At 38.5% G+C, this 14863-nt stretch carries 20 protein-coding genes; 9 read left to right on the top strand and 11 right to left on the bottom strand.

All coding sequences use genetic code 11. The annotated features are described in order from the left end of the window. Positions 1-29: 29 nt before the first annotated feature. Positions 30-215 (bottom strand): hypothetical protein, encoded by a 186-nt coding sequence (locus ACQKN4_RS00310; RefSeq protein ID WP_427481613.1) that lies wholly within the window; start codon positions 213-215, stop codon positions 30-32. Positions 216-280: 65 nt separating this feature from the next. After that, on the bottom strand, positions 281-505 hold the full coding sequence (locus ACQKN4_RS00305) for a DUF1450 domain-containing protein (protein ID WP_049667962.1): 225 nt from the start codon (positions 503-505) through the stop codon (positions 281-283). Positions 506-940: 435 nt separating this feature from the next. Between ACQKN4_RS00305 and ACQKN4_RS00300 the strand changes: the two genes are divergently transcribed. Next, a complete protein-coding gene (locus ACQKN4_RS00300) occupies positions 941-1588 on the top strand; it encodes an RsfA family transcriptional regulator (RefSeq protein ID WP_079559346.1) in 648 nt (215 codons plus the stop codon). A gap of 60 nt (positions 1589-1648) precedes the next feature. On the opposite strand, the gene ACQKN4_RS00295 is transcribed toward ACQKN4_RS00300, so the two are convergent. Further along, complete coding sequence (locus ACQKN4_RS00295) at positions 1649-2482, bottom strand: lipoate--protein ligase family protein (RefSeq protein WP_079559345.1); 834 nt, start codon at positions 2480-2482, stop codon at positions 1649-1651. 157 nt (positions 2483-2639) lie between these two features. Between ACQKN4_RS00295 and hemQ the strand changes: the two genes are divergently transcribed. Next, entirely contained in the window at positions 2640-3389 is a 750-nt protein-coding gene (hemQ, locus tag ACQKN4_RS00290) for a hydrogen peroxide-dependent heme synthase (RefSeq protein WP_079559344.1), read from the top strand. Between the two features lie 42 nt (positions 3390-3431). Here the strand turns inward: hemQ and ACQKN4_RS00285 are convergent, their stop codons facing one another. After that, positions 3432-3614, bottom strand: coding sequence for a hypothetical protein (locus ACQKN4_RS00285; RefSeq protein ID WP_079559343.1), 183 nt, complete (start codon positions 3612-3614; stop codon positions 3432-3434). 764 nt (positions 3615-4378) lie between these two features. Here ACQKN4_RS00285 and ACQKN4_RS00280 point away from each other — a divergent pair. Both ACQKN4_RS00280 and gerQ read left to right on the top strand, forming a co-directional pair. Next, a complete protein-coding gene (locus ACQKN4_RS00280) occupies positions 4379-4762 on the top strand; it encodes a cell wall hydrolase (protein WP_427482129.1) in 384 nt (127 codons plus the stop codon). Positions 4763-4783: 21 nt separating this feature from the next. Further along, the gene (gerQ, locus tag ACQKN4_RS00275; RefSeq protein ID WP_079559342.1) at positions 4784-5125 is read left to right on the top strand and encodes a spore coat protein GerQ; all 342 of its coding nucleotides are present in this window, start codon (positions 4784-4786) and stop codon (positions 5123-5125) included. Positions 5126-5375: 250 nt separating this feature from the next. Here gerQ and ACQKN4_RS00270 read toward each other — a convergent pair whose 3' ends face one another. The 5 genes from ACQKN4_RS00270 to ACQKN4_RS00250 form a co-directional block, all read right to left on the bottom strand. Next, positions 5376-6554, bottom strand: a complete 1179-nt coding sequence (locus tag ACQKN4_RS00270; protein ID WP_427481610.1) for a M20 family metallopeptidase — start codon at positions 6552-6554, stop codon at positions 5376-5378. A 204-nt stretch (positions 6555-6758) separates the two neighbouring features. Then, positions 6759-7139 carry a DUF423 domain-containing protein gene (locus tag ACQKN4_RS00265; RefSeq protein WP_427481608.1) on the bottom strand — a complete coding sequence of 127 codons (381 nt, stop codon included), beginning with the start codon at positions 7137-7139 and terminating at the stop codon, positions 6759-6761. Between the two features lie 147 nt (positions 7140-7286). After that, positions 7287-7553 (bottom strand): YwdI family protein, encoded by a 267-nt coding sequence (locus tag ACQKN4_RS00260; RefSeq protein WP_079559339.1) that lies wholly within the window; start codon positions 7551-7553, stop codon positions 7287-7289. After that, positions 7550-7729, bottom strand: a complete 180-nt coding sequence (locus ACQKN4_RS00255; RefSeq protein WP_079559338.1) for a uracil-DNA glycosylase — start codon at positions 7727-7729, stop codon at positions 7550-7552. Before ACQKN4_RS00255 ends, ACQKN4_RS00260 begins: the two co-directional genes overlap by 4 nt. A gap of 127 nt (positions 7730-7856) precedes the next feature. Further along, on the bottom strand, positions 7857-8534 hold the full coding sequence (locus ACQKN4_RS00250) for a uracil-DNA glycosylase (protein ID WP_427481605.1): 678 nt from the start codon (positions 8532-8534) through the stop codon (positions 7857-7859). Between the two features lie 344 nt (positions 8535-8878). On the opposite strand from ACQKN4_RS00250, the gene thiD reads away from it, so the two are divergent. Next, positions 8879-9709 carry a bifunctional hydroxymethylpyrimidine kinase/phosphomethylpyrimidine kinase gene (gene thiD / locus ACQKN4_RS00245; protein ID WP_079559336.1) on the top strand — a complete coding sequence of 277 codons (831 nt, stop codon included), beginning with the start codon at positions 8879-8881 and terminating at the stop codon, positions 9707-9709. 68 nt (positions 9710-9777) lie between these two features. Here the strand turns inward: thiD and ACQKN4_RS00240 are convergent, their stop codons facing one another. Then, positions 9778-10257, bottom strand: a complete 480-nt coding sequence (locus ACQKN4_RS00240) for an acyl-CoA thioesterase (RefSeq protein WP_240518172.1) — start codon at positions 10255-10257, stop codon at positions 9778-9780. A gap of 235 nt (positions 10258-10492) precedes the next feature. On the opposite strand from ACQKN4_RS00240, the gene ACQKN4_RS00235 reads away from it, so the two are divergent. From ACQKN4_RS00235 to bshB2, 3 genes are all read left to right on the top strand, one after another. Then, on the top strand, positions 10493-10819 hold the full coding sequence (locus tag ACQKN4_RS00235; RefSeq protein WP_240518152.1) for a hypothetical protein: 327 nt from the start codon (positions 10493-10495) through the stop codon (positions 10817-10819). A gap of 610 nt (positions 10820-11429) precedes the next feature. After that, positions 11430-11780 carry a YojF family protein gene (locus ACQKN4_RS00230; RefSeq protein ID WP_079559334.1) on the top strand — a complete coding sequence of 117 codons (351 nt, stop codon included), beginning with the start codon at positions 11430-11432 and terminating at the stop codon, positions 11778-11780. Between the two features lie 13 nt (positions 11781-11793). Further along, the gene (bshB2, locus tag ACQKN4_RS00225; protein WP_079559333.1) at positions 11794-12483 is read left to right on the top strand and encodes a bacillithiol biosynthesis deacetylase BshB2; all 690 of its coding nucleotides are present in this window, start codon (positions 11794-11796) and stop codon (positions 12481-12483) included. Positions 12484-12548: 65 nt separating this feature from the next. Here bshB2 and ACQKN4_RS00220 read toward each other — a convergent pair whose 3' ends face one another. Continuing rightward, a complete protein-coding gene (locus ACQKN4_RS00220; RefSeq protein ID WP_079559332.1) occupies positions 12549-13292 on the bottom strand; it encodes a TerC family protein in 744 nt (247 codons plus the stop codon). A 224-nt stretch (positions 13293-13516) separates the two neighbouring features. Here ACQKN4_RS00220 and ilvA point away from each other — a divergent pair, with 224 nt between their 5' ends. After that, complete coding sequence (gene ilvA / locus ACQKN4_RS00215) at positions 13517-14779, top strand: threonine ammonia-lyase IlvA (protein WP_079559331.1); 1263 nt, start codon at positions 13517-13519, stop codon at positions 14777-14779. The last annotated feature ends 84 nt before the right edge of the window (positions 14780-14863 follow it).

The following is a 14863-nucleotide window of genomic DNA, read 5'->3' as shown; positions in this document are numbered from 1 at the left end:
AACCTAACTCACTGTATTCTCGTCTTATTTTAGGTTTCTATTGACCTAATTTCCACGTGATGAGGCGACGGTGAACATGAACCTTCCGTCGTTTCATCAAGGTTTTCCGTCGCTTTGCCGGTTCTTTCCGTCTCTCTGACTCTTCTTTCCGTCACTTCGGCGATTCTTTCCGTCGCTCTAACTCTTCCTTCCGTCACTTCATCGATTCTATCCATCAACAATAAAAATCCAAACAAAAACTATCTCCAACTAGACTAGCGAAGATAGCTTTTTGTTTTACCTATTTTTTTAACTTTGCTAAAACCTTTTCCATTAGTTCTTCTTCCGTTAATGCAGCAACAGGACGGCTATTTACAAAGGTAAATGTTTTTTTACGTCCTGGGCCACAGTAAGAATGACAGCCAATTTCGATGGTTGCATCAGGATCGATTTCCTTTAATTTTGGAATTAACGTTTTTAAGTTAACGGCCTGACATTCATCGCAAACTTTAAATTCGTTTGCCATTTTGTCAACAACCCTTTCTATATATTATTTTTTTAACTTCTTTCAGCAGAAAGTCTCCCACCTCTACAGGTGGCGAGATGAATACGGTTTTAAATCACTTTTCAACGGGTGTCCAAACATCCCGCTGAAAGAAGTTAAAGCCTCCGGCGGATGTCACGGAATCAAAATGGAGTTCTTTGTGCTAGCACAAAGCTGATTCCGGACGCAATTATGCCGAGGCATAATTGATTCAAATCAAAAATCTGTTTCTATTGAACGTATGACTTTCACATATTTAAGTATGTAGCATACGTACAAACCTACATCGGGTATTGTATCGCATTATTCCCCTTGTATTCAAGCATAATTCCTTCCACATGGATGAATAAAAGGTTAAAAGATTGGTCATGCTAGTTGTAAATAAAAAGTTCCAAATAAAGGTGGGAGGATTTTAATATGAGTAAAGTTAGACAAGATGCTTGGTTAGAAGAAAACGATGAATTGTTAGCAGAGGCGGTCATTCGCCATGTGACGGAAGGTAGTACACAGTTAAATGCCTTTGAAGAAGCTGGAGATGCTTTGAACCGTACTGCTGCTGCATGTGGTTTTCGTTGGAATGCTGTTGTTCGTAAAGAATACGAGGAACAATTATCAGAAGCAAAAAAAGAAAGAAAAGAAAGAATGCGAGTGTTGGGAGCTCCGGCAAGACGCCGTGCTTCTAGTATGTTTACAGTTAATAGTAGTGCTGCAGAAGGTAAATCAATTCCTCTATCTGCATTAAATCTTGATATTGTCATAGCCTATTTATTACGTTTACAGCACTCTGGTGAAATAGGTAATGAGTCTACAAAATGGAGACAACTAGTACACGTAACATCTGAGAAAAATAAAAAACTAGAGAAAACCATTACACAGCTAGAAGAAGAAAATAGAGCTATTCGAAAAGATTATGAGCAATTTGTTCAAATTATGAACCGTGCTAGACGACTAGTTACACTAGATGAAGAGGATGAACGAATTGCACCTGTCTTCAAGATGGAGAAAAACGGAAACCTTGTTGTAAGTAGCCCTTATCCTCAAGAAAATGGCGATGCGCTTAATTAGCAGCATCGCTTTTTTCTTTGCATAATATCTCACTGACATCTTCTGGAGTTTTTCACTTCATCAATTCGGTTTAAGCATTTTCGTATTTCGTTCAAAAATACGTTGTAAATAAAACGCATATAGCGTTATTTCTTCATCATGAAAAGATTCAACTCGAATTTCTTCTGCCATATTGTTAAGAAGTTGCTGTAAACGAATAACAACAGCTTCCACCGTTAATGATACATCCATTAGTTCAGATAATGACGCCATCACATCAGGGACAATATTAGGATACGTAAATTTCGTTTCCTCTCCTTTTAGACTTTCCTCATAAAAGTCACGAATGAGTGCAGCTCGATCTGAACCGCTTCCTTCAACACATAAATAAATTTGCACAGCTACACCTTGACGTAAACGTCTCTGAGAAATACCAGCAAATTTCTTTCCTTTAATACTTAAATCATAGGAACCTGGACAATAAGAGCCTACAATTTCATAGGCTTCAATTTGATCTGCTACTTCTGGGAACAAGCTTTTTACTAAAGCTACCATTACATCATAGCCATCATCAATACTTAGCGCTTCCGTTTGTTCAGATAATACAATAGAAATATTCAGTACACCTTCATCCAGCACAACTGCTAATCCGCCTGAATTGCGTACAATAGGTTGATAGCCTTGTGCTTTAAGCAAGTCCATGCCCTGCTGCACATATGGTAGACGGTGATCCTGAATACCAAGCACAACAGATGCATCATGTACCCATGTACGAATAGTTGGCGGAGAGGCTAATTGCCCTACTAGCTGACATAAAGTATCGTCTGTTGCAAAGGATTCAAGTGGCGATCTTTGCTTCGCGCTAATAGATTGATCGTAAAAACGCCAAATCGGCTGTTGTAAAATACTTTTCATGATTGGAGCTCCTCTATTTACATCTCTTCTCTTTAGAATACATTATCTATGGAAGGTGTCAAATTCGTGAAATGCAATCATGAACTTAGGGATTTTGTACAAACTATGATAAACTAAATTTCGAATGATATTCACTTATAAAGGAGTGTTTTTAATAATGAATGAAGCAGCTATTACTTTAGATGGTTGGTACGCTTTACATGATTTCCGCTCAATCGATTGGGCTTCATGGAAACTAGTTTCTGCTGAAGAACGCCAAGCAGCAGTAGAAGAATTCATTGCCTATTTAGAAAAATTAAACGAAGCTGATATCGCTAAAACAGGTGCCCATGCATTTTACGCAATCGTTGGTCAAAAAGCTGACTTTATGATTATGACTTTACGTGAAACAATGGAAGAACTACAAGAGCTTGAAGCTGAATTCAATAAATTAGCGATTGCTGATTTTACAATTCCTACATATTCATATGTATCTGTTGTAGAGCTTTCTAACTATTTAGCAGGTGATTCAGACGAAGATCCTTACCAAAATCCACATGTGCGTGCTCGTCTATATCCTGAACTTCCACGCGCTAAGCATGTATGTTTCTATCCAATGGATAAACGTCGTCAAGGCGATGACAACTGGTATATGCTTTCAATGGATGACCGCAAATCGCTAATGCGTTCTCACGGTATGATTGGTCGTGGCTATGCTGGTAAAGTTAAACAAATCATTACTGGTTCTGTTGGCTTCGACGATCATGAATGGGGCGTTACACTATTCGCAGATGACGTACTACAGTTTAAAAAATTAGTATATGAAATGCGTTTTGATGAAGTTTCAGCTCGCTACGGTGAGTTTGGTGCATTCTTCGTTGGTAACCTTCTTGATCAAGAAAAACTTGTGAAATTCTTAACTGTTTAATTAAATATAAAAATGCGAGTCCACCAATCGGACTCGCATTTTTTAATATTCGCTTTCTTCGCTGTTCTCTGATTCCAATATTAAAATAATTGTATGAATAAAAAAACCAGCTAGAATCATTAGGAAAACTAAATACCAATTATACGGTTGCTGATAGTATTCTGCTATCCCAACGGCGATGAATGCACTTATGATAATTGCTACAAACGTACCAAAAGTATGCATTATAACACTCCTTTATGAAAGCAAAAAAATATTTCCAACTTTAGTATGTCACCGTTTATTTTTAATATACTTGCAAAACATCAGATTCCATCTACTCAATCAAAAAAATAAGAAAGTGTCATCGAAATGGATGACACTTTCTTATTTTCGTATGCCTGTGCTGCGCTTCAAGACCTTTCATCTTTAACCTTCAAAATTAATATAATCGTATTGATGAAAAATCCGACTATGATTATTAGTATAAAAAGATACCAATGGAGTGGCTGTCCGTAAAAACTCCCCACTAAAAATGCCAGCACAGCACTCAACAAAATGCCTACCCACACACCAATCTCCATACCCTATCACCTCACATGTATTCAATACACATGCAATGTCCATCTCACGTTTCCCGCTATATTTTCTATTCTCTATTTACCCATTTTTATAAGCGTAACGCCACGCCAAAGTTGAAAAGCATGCCATTTAATAGCCGGGAGATTCCTTGGGAATTAGCTTCACAGATTTTTGGAACTAACGTAGTAAAGAAATGAAGGATAAACATACACGGCCTGTGCGATTCAACTCCACGTTATAGTCATGAATCAAAAAAATTTTTTCGCTTCTTTTACATACGACTCGTCATTATTAATATATGCTAAGCCATTTTTAATTGTGAATTTCTTTCATCGAAATTGAACATGTCTACGATACCATCATGCATATACTGTCTGCGAGGAGGAGTGAAAATCGCTGTTATCAAAACGAATGATGCACAAACAGCCATGCTAGCAAGGCTTATGCGTGCCGAGGCAGAGGGTGAAGGGAACTTAGGTATGCTAATGGTCGGCAATGTGGGCGTCAATCGTGTACGAGCAGATTGTTTAGATTTTACGGATGTTCGTACAATTGAACAAATGGTATATCAGCGTCCTGGGGGCTTTGAAGCGACACTAAAAGGCTACTTTTATCAGCGAGCACGTGATCAAGACCTTCGATTAGCAAGGAGAGTTATTCAAGGCGAAAGATTCCATCCAGCAACTCGTTTACTATGGTTTTTCAGACCTGAGGGAGATTGTCCAGCACAATGGTATGGTCAGTGGAACACGGGAAGATTCAAAGCTCATTGCTTCTTCTCGCCAACCGAAGAAGATTGTCCTCAAATCTAAAAGAAAGAAGGTTGATAACTTATGATGCCTTATTATTGGACACCGACAACGCAACAACAACAAATGCCTCAAGTGCCTCCACAGGTACTTCCTGGAGCACGCCAACCTGGACGGGAGCAATCGTATATTGAAAATATTTTCCGTTTGAATCGTGGAAAACCTGGTACTTTCCATTTTTCCTTCGAGCATGCGATTGAGCCAGGGAAAAACACGAAAGTAGTACGAGGCGTTGTAGAAGCTGCTGGTCGAGATCATGTTATTTTACGTGAACTCAAATCGAACCATCGTTTCCTATTCCCAATGATTTACTTTGATTTTGCTGAATATGATGAGGAAATGGCATACTTTAACCAAAATCCATAATTGAAATGAGCTATTCATAAGTTCGTATTTTCTAAATTTCCACTCCTCAATAGCAAGGAGGACCGAGCAAAGGGGTGCTCCTTCGCTACTTCTTGCTCATACTTCGTTGCAATGCAGTTTCGTTGTGACTCCCAATTAGGTCTCATGCTGAAATGAGGAATCTACGTGGGCATTTACCATTAAATAAAAAAATCGGCATGGTAGGATATCCTAGCATGCCGATTTTTATTGAAAGCCCTAAGAGAGCCAACTATTGATTTTCATGTAAAAATTGCAATGTTGCTTTTCCTAAAGTTTTGGCAGCAATCAACATTGCACGCTCATCAAAATCAAAGCGTGCATGATGATGAGGATATGCCACTTCCCATTCTGGCTTTTTAGCACCTGTGAAGAAAAATGTACCTGGTACATTCTCTAAATAATACCCAAAATCCTCACCAATCATAAATGGTGGGCACGTTATAATATTTTCTACTCCTGGTATATCTACCGCAAGTTGTGCAACAAACTCTGTTTCTTTCACATGGTTGTAAACTGGTGGATAGCCCCTCGTATAACGATAATTATAGCTTGCACCAAAGGCTAAACAAGTGGCATTTAAAACGGCCTCAAGCTCTTGCTCCATTTGTTTGCGTACCGACTCCTCAAAAGTTCGGACTGTTCCAGCTAATACTACTCGCTCTGCAATCACATTAAAAGGATTAATGGCCTCAAAATGGCCAATTGTTAAGACGGCTGATTTTAATGGATCGATACGTCGAGATATAATCTGCTGTGCATTTACTACAAACTGTGACGCAAGAGTAACTGCATCAATAGAATGATGAGGCTCCGCACCGTGACCACCTTTACCTTGAATCGTAATTTCCACTTTATCCGCGGCAGCCATAATTGCCCCATCTCTCACCAATATATCGCCCAATGGCGTTGGTGCCCATAAATGTGTACCAAAAATAACGTCTACTCCTTCTAGGCAGCCATCTTCAATCATAGGTTTTGCTCCACCTGGCGCCATTTCTTCTGCATGCTGATGAATGAAAACTACATTGCCCGCAATGTCATCTTTCATTGCGTGAAGCACTTTAGCAAGCACTAGTAACGTCGCAGTATGACCATCATGTCCACATGCATGCATTTTACCATCTACTTTCGACTTATAAGGAACGTCATTTTCCTCCTGAATGGCTAATGCATCAAAATCAGCGCGTAATGCTACGGTTTTACCTGGCTTTCCTCCATGTAAAGTTGCAACAACACCCCGTCCACCTACATGCTCACGAACCTCATGTCCTAACGCGCGATGAAAAGCTGCTACATACGCTGGTGTTTCCACTTCCTCAAAGGATAATTCCGGATATTCATGTAGATGACGACGAATCTCTACCATTTCATCATAATTATTATCTAGTAAAGTAAAAAGCTTCTCCATATCACAAAACCTCACTTCTTATTTGTCGAACTTATTTGATAATTATAGTGTACTATAAATCCTTACAAAAACAATAGGGATTAAAACTACCATTCTATAGTAATTATATTGTTGATCCGGAAGAAAAATTCTCTTGATTGTTTACTAGTATTTATCCGTAAAAAAACCCCCTCACACATAGTGTAAAGGAGTATTTTTGTAATATTATCGAGCATGTTTAAGCGCAGCTACTACAATTAGAACCCAGCCAGTTAAAAATAGAACACCACCAATTGGTGTGATGGCGCCTAGAACTTTAACGCCGCTAATTGCCAGTACATATAAGCTTCCTGAAAAGAAGACAATCCCTAGGTTGAAAAAGATTCCCGCTAAATTTAACTGCTTCACCTCACCTAGTATTTTAGAGCTCATCAATAGTCCAATGATAAGGATAGCCGTAGCTTGAAACATCTGGTACTGCACAGCTGTTTCCCAAATCCCACGACTATAATCGTCTAGAACTTCTTTTAAAGCATGTGCACCGAATGCACCTAGTGCCACTGCTAAAAAGCCATGAAGTGCACCTGTCACGATAAATTTTTTCATATCATTTCCCTACCTTTTATCAATTTCGCCTTGGCGTAATTGTAGCTGTCGCTACAGATAAATTGCCACAGGACGTGGCGTTCTTAGACTGAGTTCCTTTTCATCTAGCCACCTTCAGCGGTGGGAGCATTCGCTAAATGAAGATAATTAAAAGTCAAAAATTGAATCGCCATTCGCTCCGTCTTCTTCTTCAATTTTTGCTGTATATAAACTTGGTTGCTTCGGCTCTGACACTAGCATTTGTGGCAAATGTTTTGACTGCGCTTTAGCAATGCCGTCAGATGCGTCTAATACCACATCGCATAATGCTCGGATTGCTGTTAAGGCTTCACGAATTTGCTGTTCATCTCTAGTATTTTTGACACCGGATAATTGTTTTTCAAGTTGTTGAATAACGGCTTGATAAGGAATCATTGCATTCTCCTACTTTCTGCTTTTGGCACAAATTTCAGACAGTCCGTGCCAGAGGATTGTTTAACGACAACGGATGGTATTTGCTTTGTTTTAAAGCCATACGCTACACAAGCCCGTGGAGTTTGTGGGTCCCATGTTACTTTAAAATATTGACATTTGAAACAATTCACCTTCATCGTTGTCCCCCACTTTCTTCTATTATTAAATGTAACACGAAACGATAAGCGCTTCAATTTCGCTTTGGAACAGAAAACAATTATAGCTATCGCTACAAAAGTATTTACTGAATGAAGATAAAGATTACTAAGCTAGGCACCAATCAATCGGTTGCTCTCCCCATTCCTCTAACTGTGCATTGATTTTCGAGTATGGTTTACTGCCAAAAAAGCCTCGATAAGCACTTAGTGGACTAGGATGAGGCGCTTCTAAAATAATATGTTGCGTTGAGTATTGACGAATTAATTGTTTTTTTCGTTGTGCTGGTCTACCCCAAAGTACAAAAATAACGGGTTTATCTCTAGATGCTAATTTATCGATGACCGCATCCGTGAATTGCTCCCAGCCTTGTTCTTTATGGGAATTTGCCTGGCCTGCTCGAACAGTTAATACAGTATTTAATAACATTACACCTTGCTGTGCCCATTTTGTTAATGTTCCGTCTGCAGGGATTGGACAGCCAAGATCATCCTGTAACTCTTTTAGCATATTTCGTAAGCTTGGTGGATGTGGGATTCCTGGCATGATCGAAAAGCTTAAGCCATGTGCTTGGTTTGGTCCATGATAAGGATCCTGACCTAAAATTACGACCTTCACATCTTGATAAGCTGTTGTATACAATGCATTCATTATATCATTCACCGGTGGATAGATTACTTGTGTTGAATACTCATGTTCTACAAATTGACATAGCTTTGTATAGTATGTTTTTTCTATTTCTTCTGTAAGTATTGATTGCCAATCATTCGGGAATGCTTGTTTCATCTTAATATAAGCCCCTTTCTCTTCTTACAACGGTACAAAAAAATAATGTCGAATTCAAGCTTCAATTCAATTATGCCTTGGCATCATTAAGTCCAAAATCAGCTTTTAGTTTAGGCCATCATTAGGACCGTATTGCTTCATGCAGGTCAGTTATAGATGAATGCGATGATGCTACGCTAACACCCTTTGTGAACTCCCTTCCTATATAAAGGTGGGGGACTTTTACTGATAAAAGTTAAACTGACCTTGTAAAAATATATATTTCTGACTATTTTTACGCACCCAGAATAAGACTATACTAGATGATAATTTTAAAAATTCCATCTATAAAGGAGATCTTCCACATGGTTCTTAAAAAAACTTTAACGATTGCTGGTTCAGATACATCAGGTGGCGCAGGTATGCAAGCCGACCTTAAAACATTTCAAGAGCACGGCACATATGGCATGGTGGCATTAACGGTTGTCGTAACAATGGATCCAAACGGTTGGACTCATAACGTAACGCCATTACCAACAGAGCTTTTGCAAAAACAAATCGATACGGCTCTGTCAACAGGCATTGACGCAATAAAAACTGGTATGCTGTCAACGGAAGAGATTATTCGTATTGCAGGTGATGCTATAGCGAAATCTGGTACGACAAATGTTGTTATTGACCCTGTAATGGTATGTAAGGGAGAAGATGAAGTATTGAACCCTGGTAATACAGATGCAATGATTCAACATCTTTTACCATTAGCTGCAGTTACTACACCTAACCTGTTTGAGGCTGGACAATTAGCCGGGACTGGAACACCAAAAACAATCGAGGAAATGAAGACAACAGCTCGTAAAATCCATGAACTTGGTGCTAAAGCTGTTGTGATTAAAGGTGGAAAAGCGCTAGCTACTGAAAAAGCGACTGACTTATTTTTCGACGGTGAAAAATTCTACTTATTAGAATCTGGAAAAGTTGCTTCTACTTATAACCATGGGGCTGGCTGTACATTTGCCGCTTCAGTAACAGCAAACTTAGCAAACGGTCTTTCAGTAAAAGAGGCTGTAATTGAAGCAAAAGAATTTGTTTCAGCTGCAATCGCTCACGGTTGGGCATTAAATGACTATGTAGGACCTGTTATGCACGGTGCTAAATCTCGTTTTGGCGCACCACAAGTAACCGTGACTGAAATTTAAAGACGAAAGAGGCATCTGAATATCAGATGCCTCTTTTACATATAGTGGTTCTCCATCATTTCAATCCGTTAATCCCATGGATTGTTCATCGAAATGAATTTGGCCAAAGCCTTACTTTCCTTTTTACGTTCTGCACGCGCTTTTGCTCGTAAAGCCGCGGTTTCATGTAGCTTTGTCTCCTCTACTGTTTCCGGAATGACAGATGGAACAGGAGTTGGTTTATTATTTTCATCTAAAGCAACAAAGGTTAATAATGCTGTAGCCGCTACCTTTCGTTCACCCGTTTTCAAATTCTCAGAAATAATCTTTACGAAAACCTCCATTGAAGATGTTCCTGTCCACGATACATACGATTCGAAATATACAGAATCAGTTTGGCGTATTGGGTGCAAGAAGTCTACTGAATCCGTTGAGGCTGTTACACAATCTCTACGACTATGCTTCGCAGCAGAAATTGAAGCTACTTGATCGATATCACTCATTAATCGACCACCAAACAGTGTATTATGATTGTTAATATCATTCGGAAAAACACGACTTGTACGCATGACCCTTGATTCTTTACAATATTTAAAGTCTTTATTCACATCTATCCTCCCCTAAAAACGATTGTTTATTTTTACTATATTCCTCTACTTTTTCATAAAAATCAAATAAATTGACGGAATATTAAGAAATTTAAACTTAGAACCTAGGGGATTATTACTCAAATGTAAAAAGCTCAGGACAAGATACGCTACTTCTTCTTATGCCATATATTAGCTGTATATGGGAGGGAGAAAAATGAAAAGACGTAAACAACAAAACATAAATGTTGATCCAACTAATCTGGGTGGTCAAGAAGCAGGTCTCCTAGGTGAAGGTACAGGTATTCTAGCTGGAGATATAACCTCTACCAAAGTAGAAGTAATATCTTCAATGATTTTAACAATAGGATATTCATTAGCAACCCTCTCCACCATTTTAGCATTGCAGGAGGAAGAGCAACAGGAACAAGCAAGAACCTCAAACGCACAAAATCAAAATTTACAGTTTAGACACATGCATAAGCATCTACAAAATCTCAACAATCGTCTAGATTCCATTGAACGAAAACTCAACCGATATTAACAAATACATACTCCCAAAAACCAAACATTATAAAAAGCCGCGATTCTCCGTCATAAAAGAGAATCGCGGCTTTTTACTATATTATGATAATGAGCTTTACGTCTTCTTCCCTTGGCGTGGCCATGCATAAAATGTTAAAGGAACGTCATCTATTGTACCAAGATAGAATTCGTTATTACCTAGTTTAAAATTCCCTTCAACAATTATGAGCTGCTTATCCCTCAATTAAGGAAGAAATCGTGGTCGCAGTATCTTTTCGTTTGTGAAACCGCATACAATACAAAACGACACATTTTGTACAAAATTGCGTTCACCTTTATTATATTGATATATTTCAATAATTTTTTCAAGAATATTGCTTGATAAATCTTCATAGAATAAAGGATGCCATCAATTATACATCAGCATAATATCTTTTGCGCGAAAGCGTAGCGGCATGATGTTTGTCGCTCAGTCGTTACATAGGACATGGCGTCTTAGACTGAGCCTCTAATTCAGGAGATTTTTGAATATCCTCTGAAAATGACCAAGCCTTCTAGAGGCATTCAATTTCCCTTTGTGAATTATTTTTACTATACTTAAAGGAGAAATAATCGAGAGGAGTGTTAAGATGCAAGAGGTACAAGTAAAGACGTTACAGGAATTATTGAATTCTTTCGCCAACAAAGACGTTTATATCCATCTTGAGACGACGAACGGTTCTTATGCAGCACACTTTGATGAAAAATTTTTTAATGCAGGTGCTTTTATTCGTAATGCTAAAATCAACTATGAACTTGCTAAAGTGGTAGATGATTCACCCCATCGTGTTGGCTTGAAAATGGCGCATGGCTGGGTTTATGCACAGGGCATCACACATTTTGAATTAGATGATTTAGGCCGTTTATTAATGGCTGGACTAGATTACTCAGGTAAATTGGCGATTGCACTTGAAATTAGCGAAACGCCATTTGCTTATTAAGGGGGACGACTTTTTGAATTTACAACCACAACGTCATATTTTAATTGTTTACCCTCACCCAGATGATGAGGCTTTTTCAATTGCTGGAACAATTGCCTACTATACGAAGAAAATGAATACACCTGTTACATATGCCTGTTTAACTCTAGGCGAGATGGGTCGTAATTTAGGAAATCCACCTTTTGCAACACGTGAATCCTTACCAGAAATTCGACGTAAGGAGCTTATTGCAGCGGCAGATGCTATGGGCATACAAGATTTACGTATGCTTGGTTTCCGTGATAAAACAATTGAATTTGAAGACGATGAAAAAATGGTGAAGCTTGTTGAAGGTTTAATAGAAGAGTTAATGCCTTCTCTTATCTTTACATTCTTACCTGGTTTTGCAGTGCATCCTGACCATGAGGCAACAGCACGTGCCGTAGTAGAAGCTGTTCGTCGTATGCCAAAAGCCGCCCGTCCACAAGTATTGGGCTGTGCCTTTGCAAATGATACGATTGAAAAAAATGGGGAGCCACATGTTGTCGTCAATATAAGTGAAATGAAGGCAGATAAAATTAATGCCTTGCAAGCACATGCATCCCAAACTGCTTGGATGATGCAAGAAACAGAAAAACGCGTCGATGACGGTGAACCAATGAGCGAAAGCTGGCTTAATATTGAAAAGTTCTATATTGTGAATCCTGATCATTATGTAAAATAAAAGCTTTAATTGACAATAAAGCGGATCTGTCCTCTTTCTAAATGGAGAACAGATCCGCTTTTATGTTAAGCGGTCCTCATTTTCTTTAAGAAATGAATCATGAAGGTTATAGCAAATATAATAATTAGCACAACGAAAAACATATAATGTGGAACGTGAATACCGATGACGCTAGCTAGCATTTTCAGTGCAATAATGCCAATTATAATAAATGCCGTTGCCTCTAATTCTGGTATTTTTTCAATAATGATTAAAAATAAGCCTGCAATCGTTCGCATCATTAAAATACCTAACATTCCCCCGATCAGTAATATCCAAATTTGATTGGATATCGCAAAGGCCGCAAAAATCGCATCAATTGAAAAGGCAATATCCATCAGTTCTACAGAAATAACGGTTGCCCAAAACGTTCCAAAAATGCGAACCATCAACCCTGTTTTTTTCATTTCCTTAGCACTATCAGCTTCACCAATCTGTAAGAAATGAGCGACACATAGCCAACCTAAATACAGAGCTCCTAGCAATTTAATATACCAGAATTCTACCAAGTAAACGCCTATCCCAATAAATAAAAATCGGAAAAAATAGGCCCCAAACATTCCGTACATTAATGCTCGTTTACGTTGCTTGGTTGGCAAATGCTTCACTAGCACTGCTAATACAAGTGCGTTATCAGCCGAAAGCAAACCTTCTATTATAATAAGTGTTGATATTAACCCCCACGATACAGGGTCAGTCAAAATTTCTTTCCACATTTCCCAATCGAAAAATTGAATGTATGTAGATAGAATTCCTTGAATGATTTCCAATTACATACCCTCCTACTTGTCCTAAGGTATTCTAGTATATGCTGGACCATTCCCATTATGAGGAAATGTGTGCATCCTTTATTTCTCCAAAAAATTCTCGAATAAATCTATTTTGCATTAAATAGACACCGAAAATTTAGAATTTACTAAAAATTAATGACAAAAAGCTTATAAAGTGTGCTATCATAGATAAATGTTTTATACGTATACGGAGGATGAATATTATGGAAGTTGCTGACACTAGAACCGTGCAAGTAGAAAATATCTTGATTGCACATCATTTCTTAAAAGACGTAGTGGTGCACACGCCGCTACAAAAAAATGACTATTTATCCGAGAAATACGGAGCTAATATTTATTTTAAACGCGAAGATTTACAGCATGTACGCTCATTTAAACTTCGTGGTGCCTATTATAAGATTAAAAAAATTGAAGAAGAAGCTCGTAAAACTGGCGTTGTTTGCGCAAGTGCGGGCAATCATGCTCAAGGTGTTGCCTACGCCTGTGCACAATTGAAAATTCAAGCAAGTATTTTTATGCCTCAAACAACACCTAAACAAAAAATCGACCAAGTTCGTATGTTTGGTCGTGATTTTGTAGAAATTATTTTAGCAGGTGATACTTTTGATGATTCTGCAGAAGGTGCATTAGCTTACTGTGAAGAGCACGATAAAATCTTTATCCACCCATTTGATGATTTTGATGTCATTGCTGGTCAAGGTACGGTCGCTGTTGAAATTATGAATGACATGGAGGAGCCAATTGACTACGTATTTGGTAGTATTGGTGGTGGTGGCTTAATGTCCGGTGTTTCTGCCTATGTGAAAAATCTTTCTCCTCATAGCAAAATTATCGGTGTAGAACCTGCTGGAGCAGGCAGTATGAAAGCTGCATTTGCAGAAGGCGGTACGGTGGCACTTGATTGGATTGACAAATTCGTAGATGGGGCCGCGGTAAAATGCGTCGGCAATCACACATATGATGTTTGTCGTCGCTACTTAGACGACATCGTACTAGTACCAGAAGGAAAAGTATGTACAACAATCTTAGATCTTTACAATAAACACGCCATTATCGCAGAGCCTGCTGGAGCATTATCAGTAGCAGCCCTCGATTCTTACAAAGAGGAAATTAAAGGCAAATCAGTCGTTATCATCATTAGTGGTGGTAATAATGATATCGGTCGTATGCAGGAGATTAAAGAAAAGTCTTTAATTCACGAAGGCTTACTATACTATTTCATCGTAAGCTTCCCACAACGTGCCGGCGCCCTTCGCCAGTTCTTAACAAGCGTTGTAGGACCAAATGACGACATTACAACTTTCGAATATACAAAGAAAAACAACAAAGAAAGTGGTCCTGCCTTAGTTGGTATCGAACTCGGCAATCGCAAAGATTACGAAGGATTACTAGTACGCATGAATGAATTCGGCTTCAAATACAAAGAAGTAAACAACGACATTCAATTATTCGGCTTACTAGTCTAAAATAAAAAGTCACACTTGCTATGTGAGTGTGGCTTTTTTGTGTGGATGAGAGGTTTATCGAGACACTTTTGAGATTTATCGAAA

Origin of the sequence: Lysinibacillus sp. NPDC093692 (assembly GCF_050280125.1) — a bacterium.
GTDB lineage: Bacteria > Bacillota > Bacilli > Bacillales_A > Planococcaceae > Lysinibacillus.
The sequence above is the reverse complement of the archived record's forward strand: the minus strand, read 5'-3'. Positions and strand labels throughout refer to the sequence as shown.

Bases quoted from the DNA above. Each gene is read 5' to 3' on its own strand.
- ACQKN4_RS00310 (WP_427481613.1), bottom strand. From the start codon at position 215: ATGGATAGAATCGATGAAGTGACGGAAGGAAGAGTTAGAGCGACGGAA.
- ACQKN4_RS00295 (WP_079559345.1), bottom strand. From the start codon at position 2,482: ATGAAAAGTATTTTACAACAGCCGATTTGGCGTTTTTACGATCAATCT.
- ACQKN4_RS00255 (WP_079559338.1), bottom strand. From the start codon at position 7,729: ATGAAGGTGAATTGTTTCAAATGTCAATATTTTAAAGTAACATGGGAC.
- ACQKN4_RS00230 (WP_079559334.1), top strand. From the start codon at position 11,430: ATGCAAGAGGTACAAGTAAAGACGTTACAGGAATTATTGAATTCTTTC.
- ACQKN4_RS00300 (WP_079559346.1), top strand. From the start codon at position 941: ATGAGTAAAGTTAGACAAGATGCTTGGTTAGAAGAAAACGATGAATTG.
- ACQKN4_RS00240 (WP_240518172.1), bottom strand. From the start codon at position 10,257: ATGCGTACAAGTCGTGTTTTTCCGAATGATATTAACAATCATAATACA.
- ACQKN4_RS00235 (WP_240518152.1), top strand. From the start codon at position 10,493: ATGAAAAGACGTAAACAACAAAACATAAATGTTGATCCAACTAATCTG.
- ACQKN4_RS00305 (WP_049667962.1), bottom strand. From the start codon at position 505: ATGGCAAACGAATTTAAAGTTTGCGATGAATGTCAGGCCGTTAACTTA.
- thiD (WP_079559336.1), top strand. From the start codon at position 8,879: ATGGTTCTTAAAAAAACTTTAACGATTGCTGGTTCAGATACATCAGGT.
- ACQKN4_RS00260 (WP_079559339.1), bottom strand. From the start codon at position 7,553: ATGATTCCTTATCAAGCCGTTATTCAACAACTTGAAAAACAATTATCC.
- hemQ (WP_079559344.1), top strand. From the start codon at position 2,640: ATGAATGAAGCAGCTATTACTTTAGATGGTTGGTACGCTTTACATGAT.
- ACQKN4_RS00265 (WP_427481608.1), bottom strand. From the start codon at position 7,139: ATGAAAAAATTTATCGTGACAGGTGCACTTCATGGCTTTTTAGCAGTG.
- ACQKN4_RS00250 (WP_427481605.1), bottom strand. From the start codon at position 8,534: ATGAAACAAGCATTCCCGAATGATTGGCAATCAATACTTACAGAAGAA.
- ACQKN4_RS00270 (WP_427481610.1), bottom strand. From the start codon at position 6,554: ATGGAGAAGCTTTTTACTTTACTAGATAATAATTATGATGAAATGGTA.
- gerQ (WP_079559342.1), top strand. From the start codon at position 4,784: ATGATGCCTTATTATTGGACACCGACAACGCAACAACAACAAATGCCT.
- ACQKN4_RS00280 (WP_427482129.1), top strand. From the start codon at position 4,379: ATGCTAGCAAGGCTTATGCGTGCCGAGGCAGAGGGTGAAGGGAACTTA.
- ACQKN4_RS00285 (WP_079559343.1), bottom strand. From the start codon at position 3,614: ATGCATACTTTTGGTACGTTTGTAGCAATTATCATAAGTGCATTCATC.
- ilvA (WP_079559331.1), top strand. From the start codon at position 13,517: ATGGAAGTTGCTGACACTAGAACCGTGCAAGTAGAAAATATCTTGATT.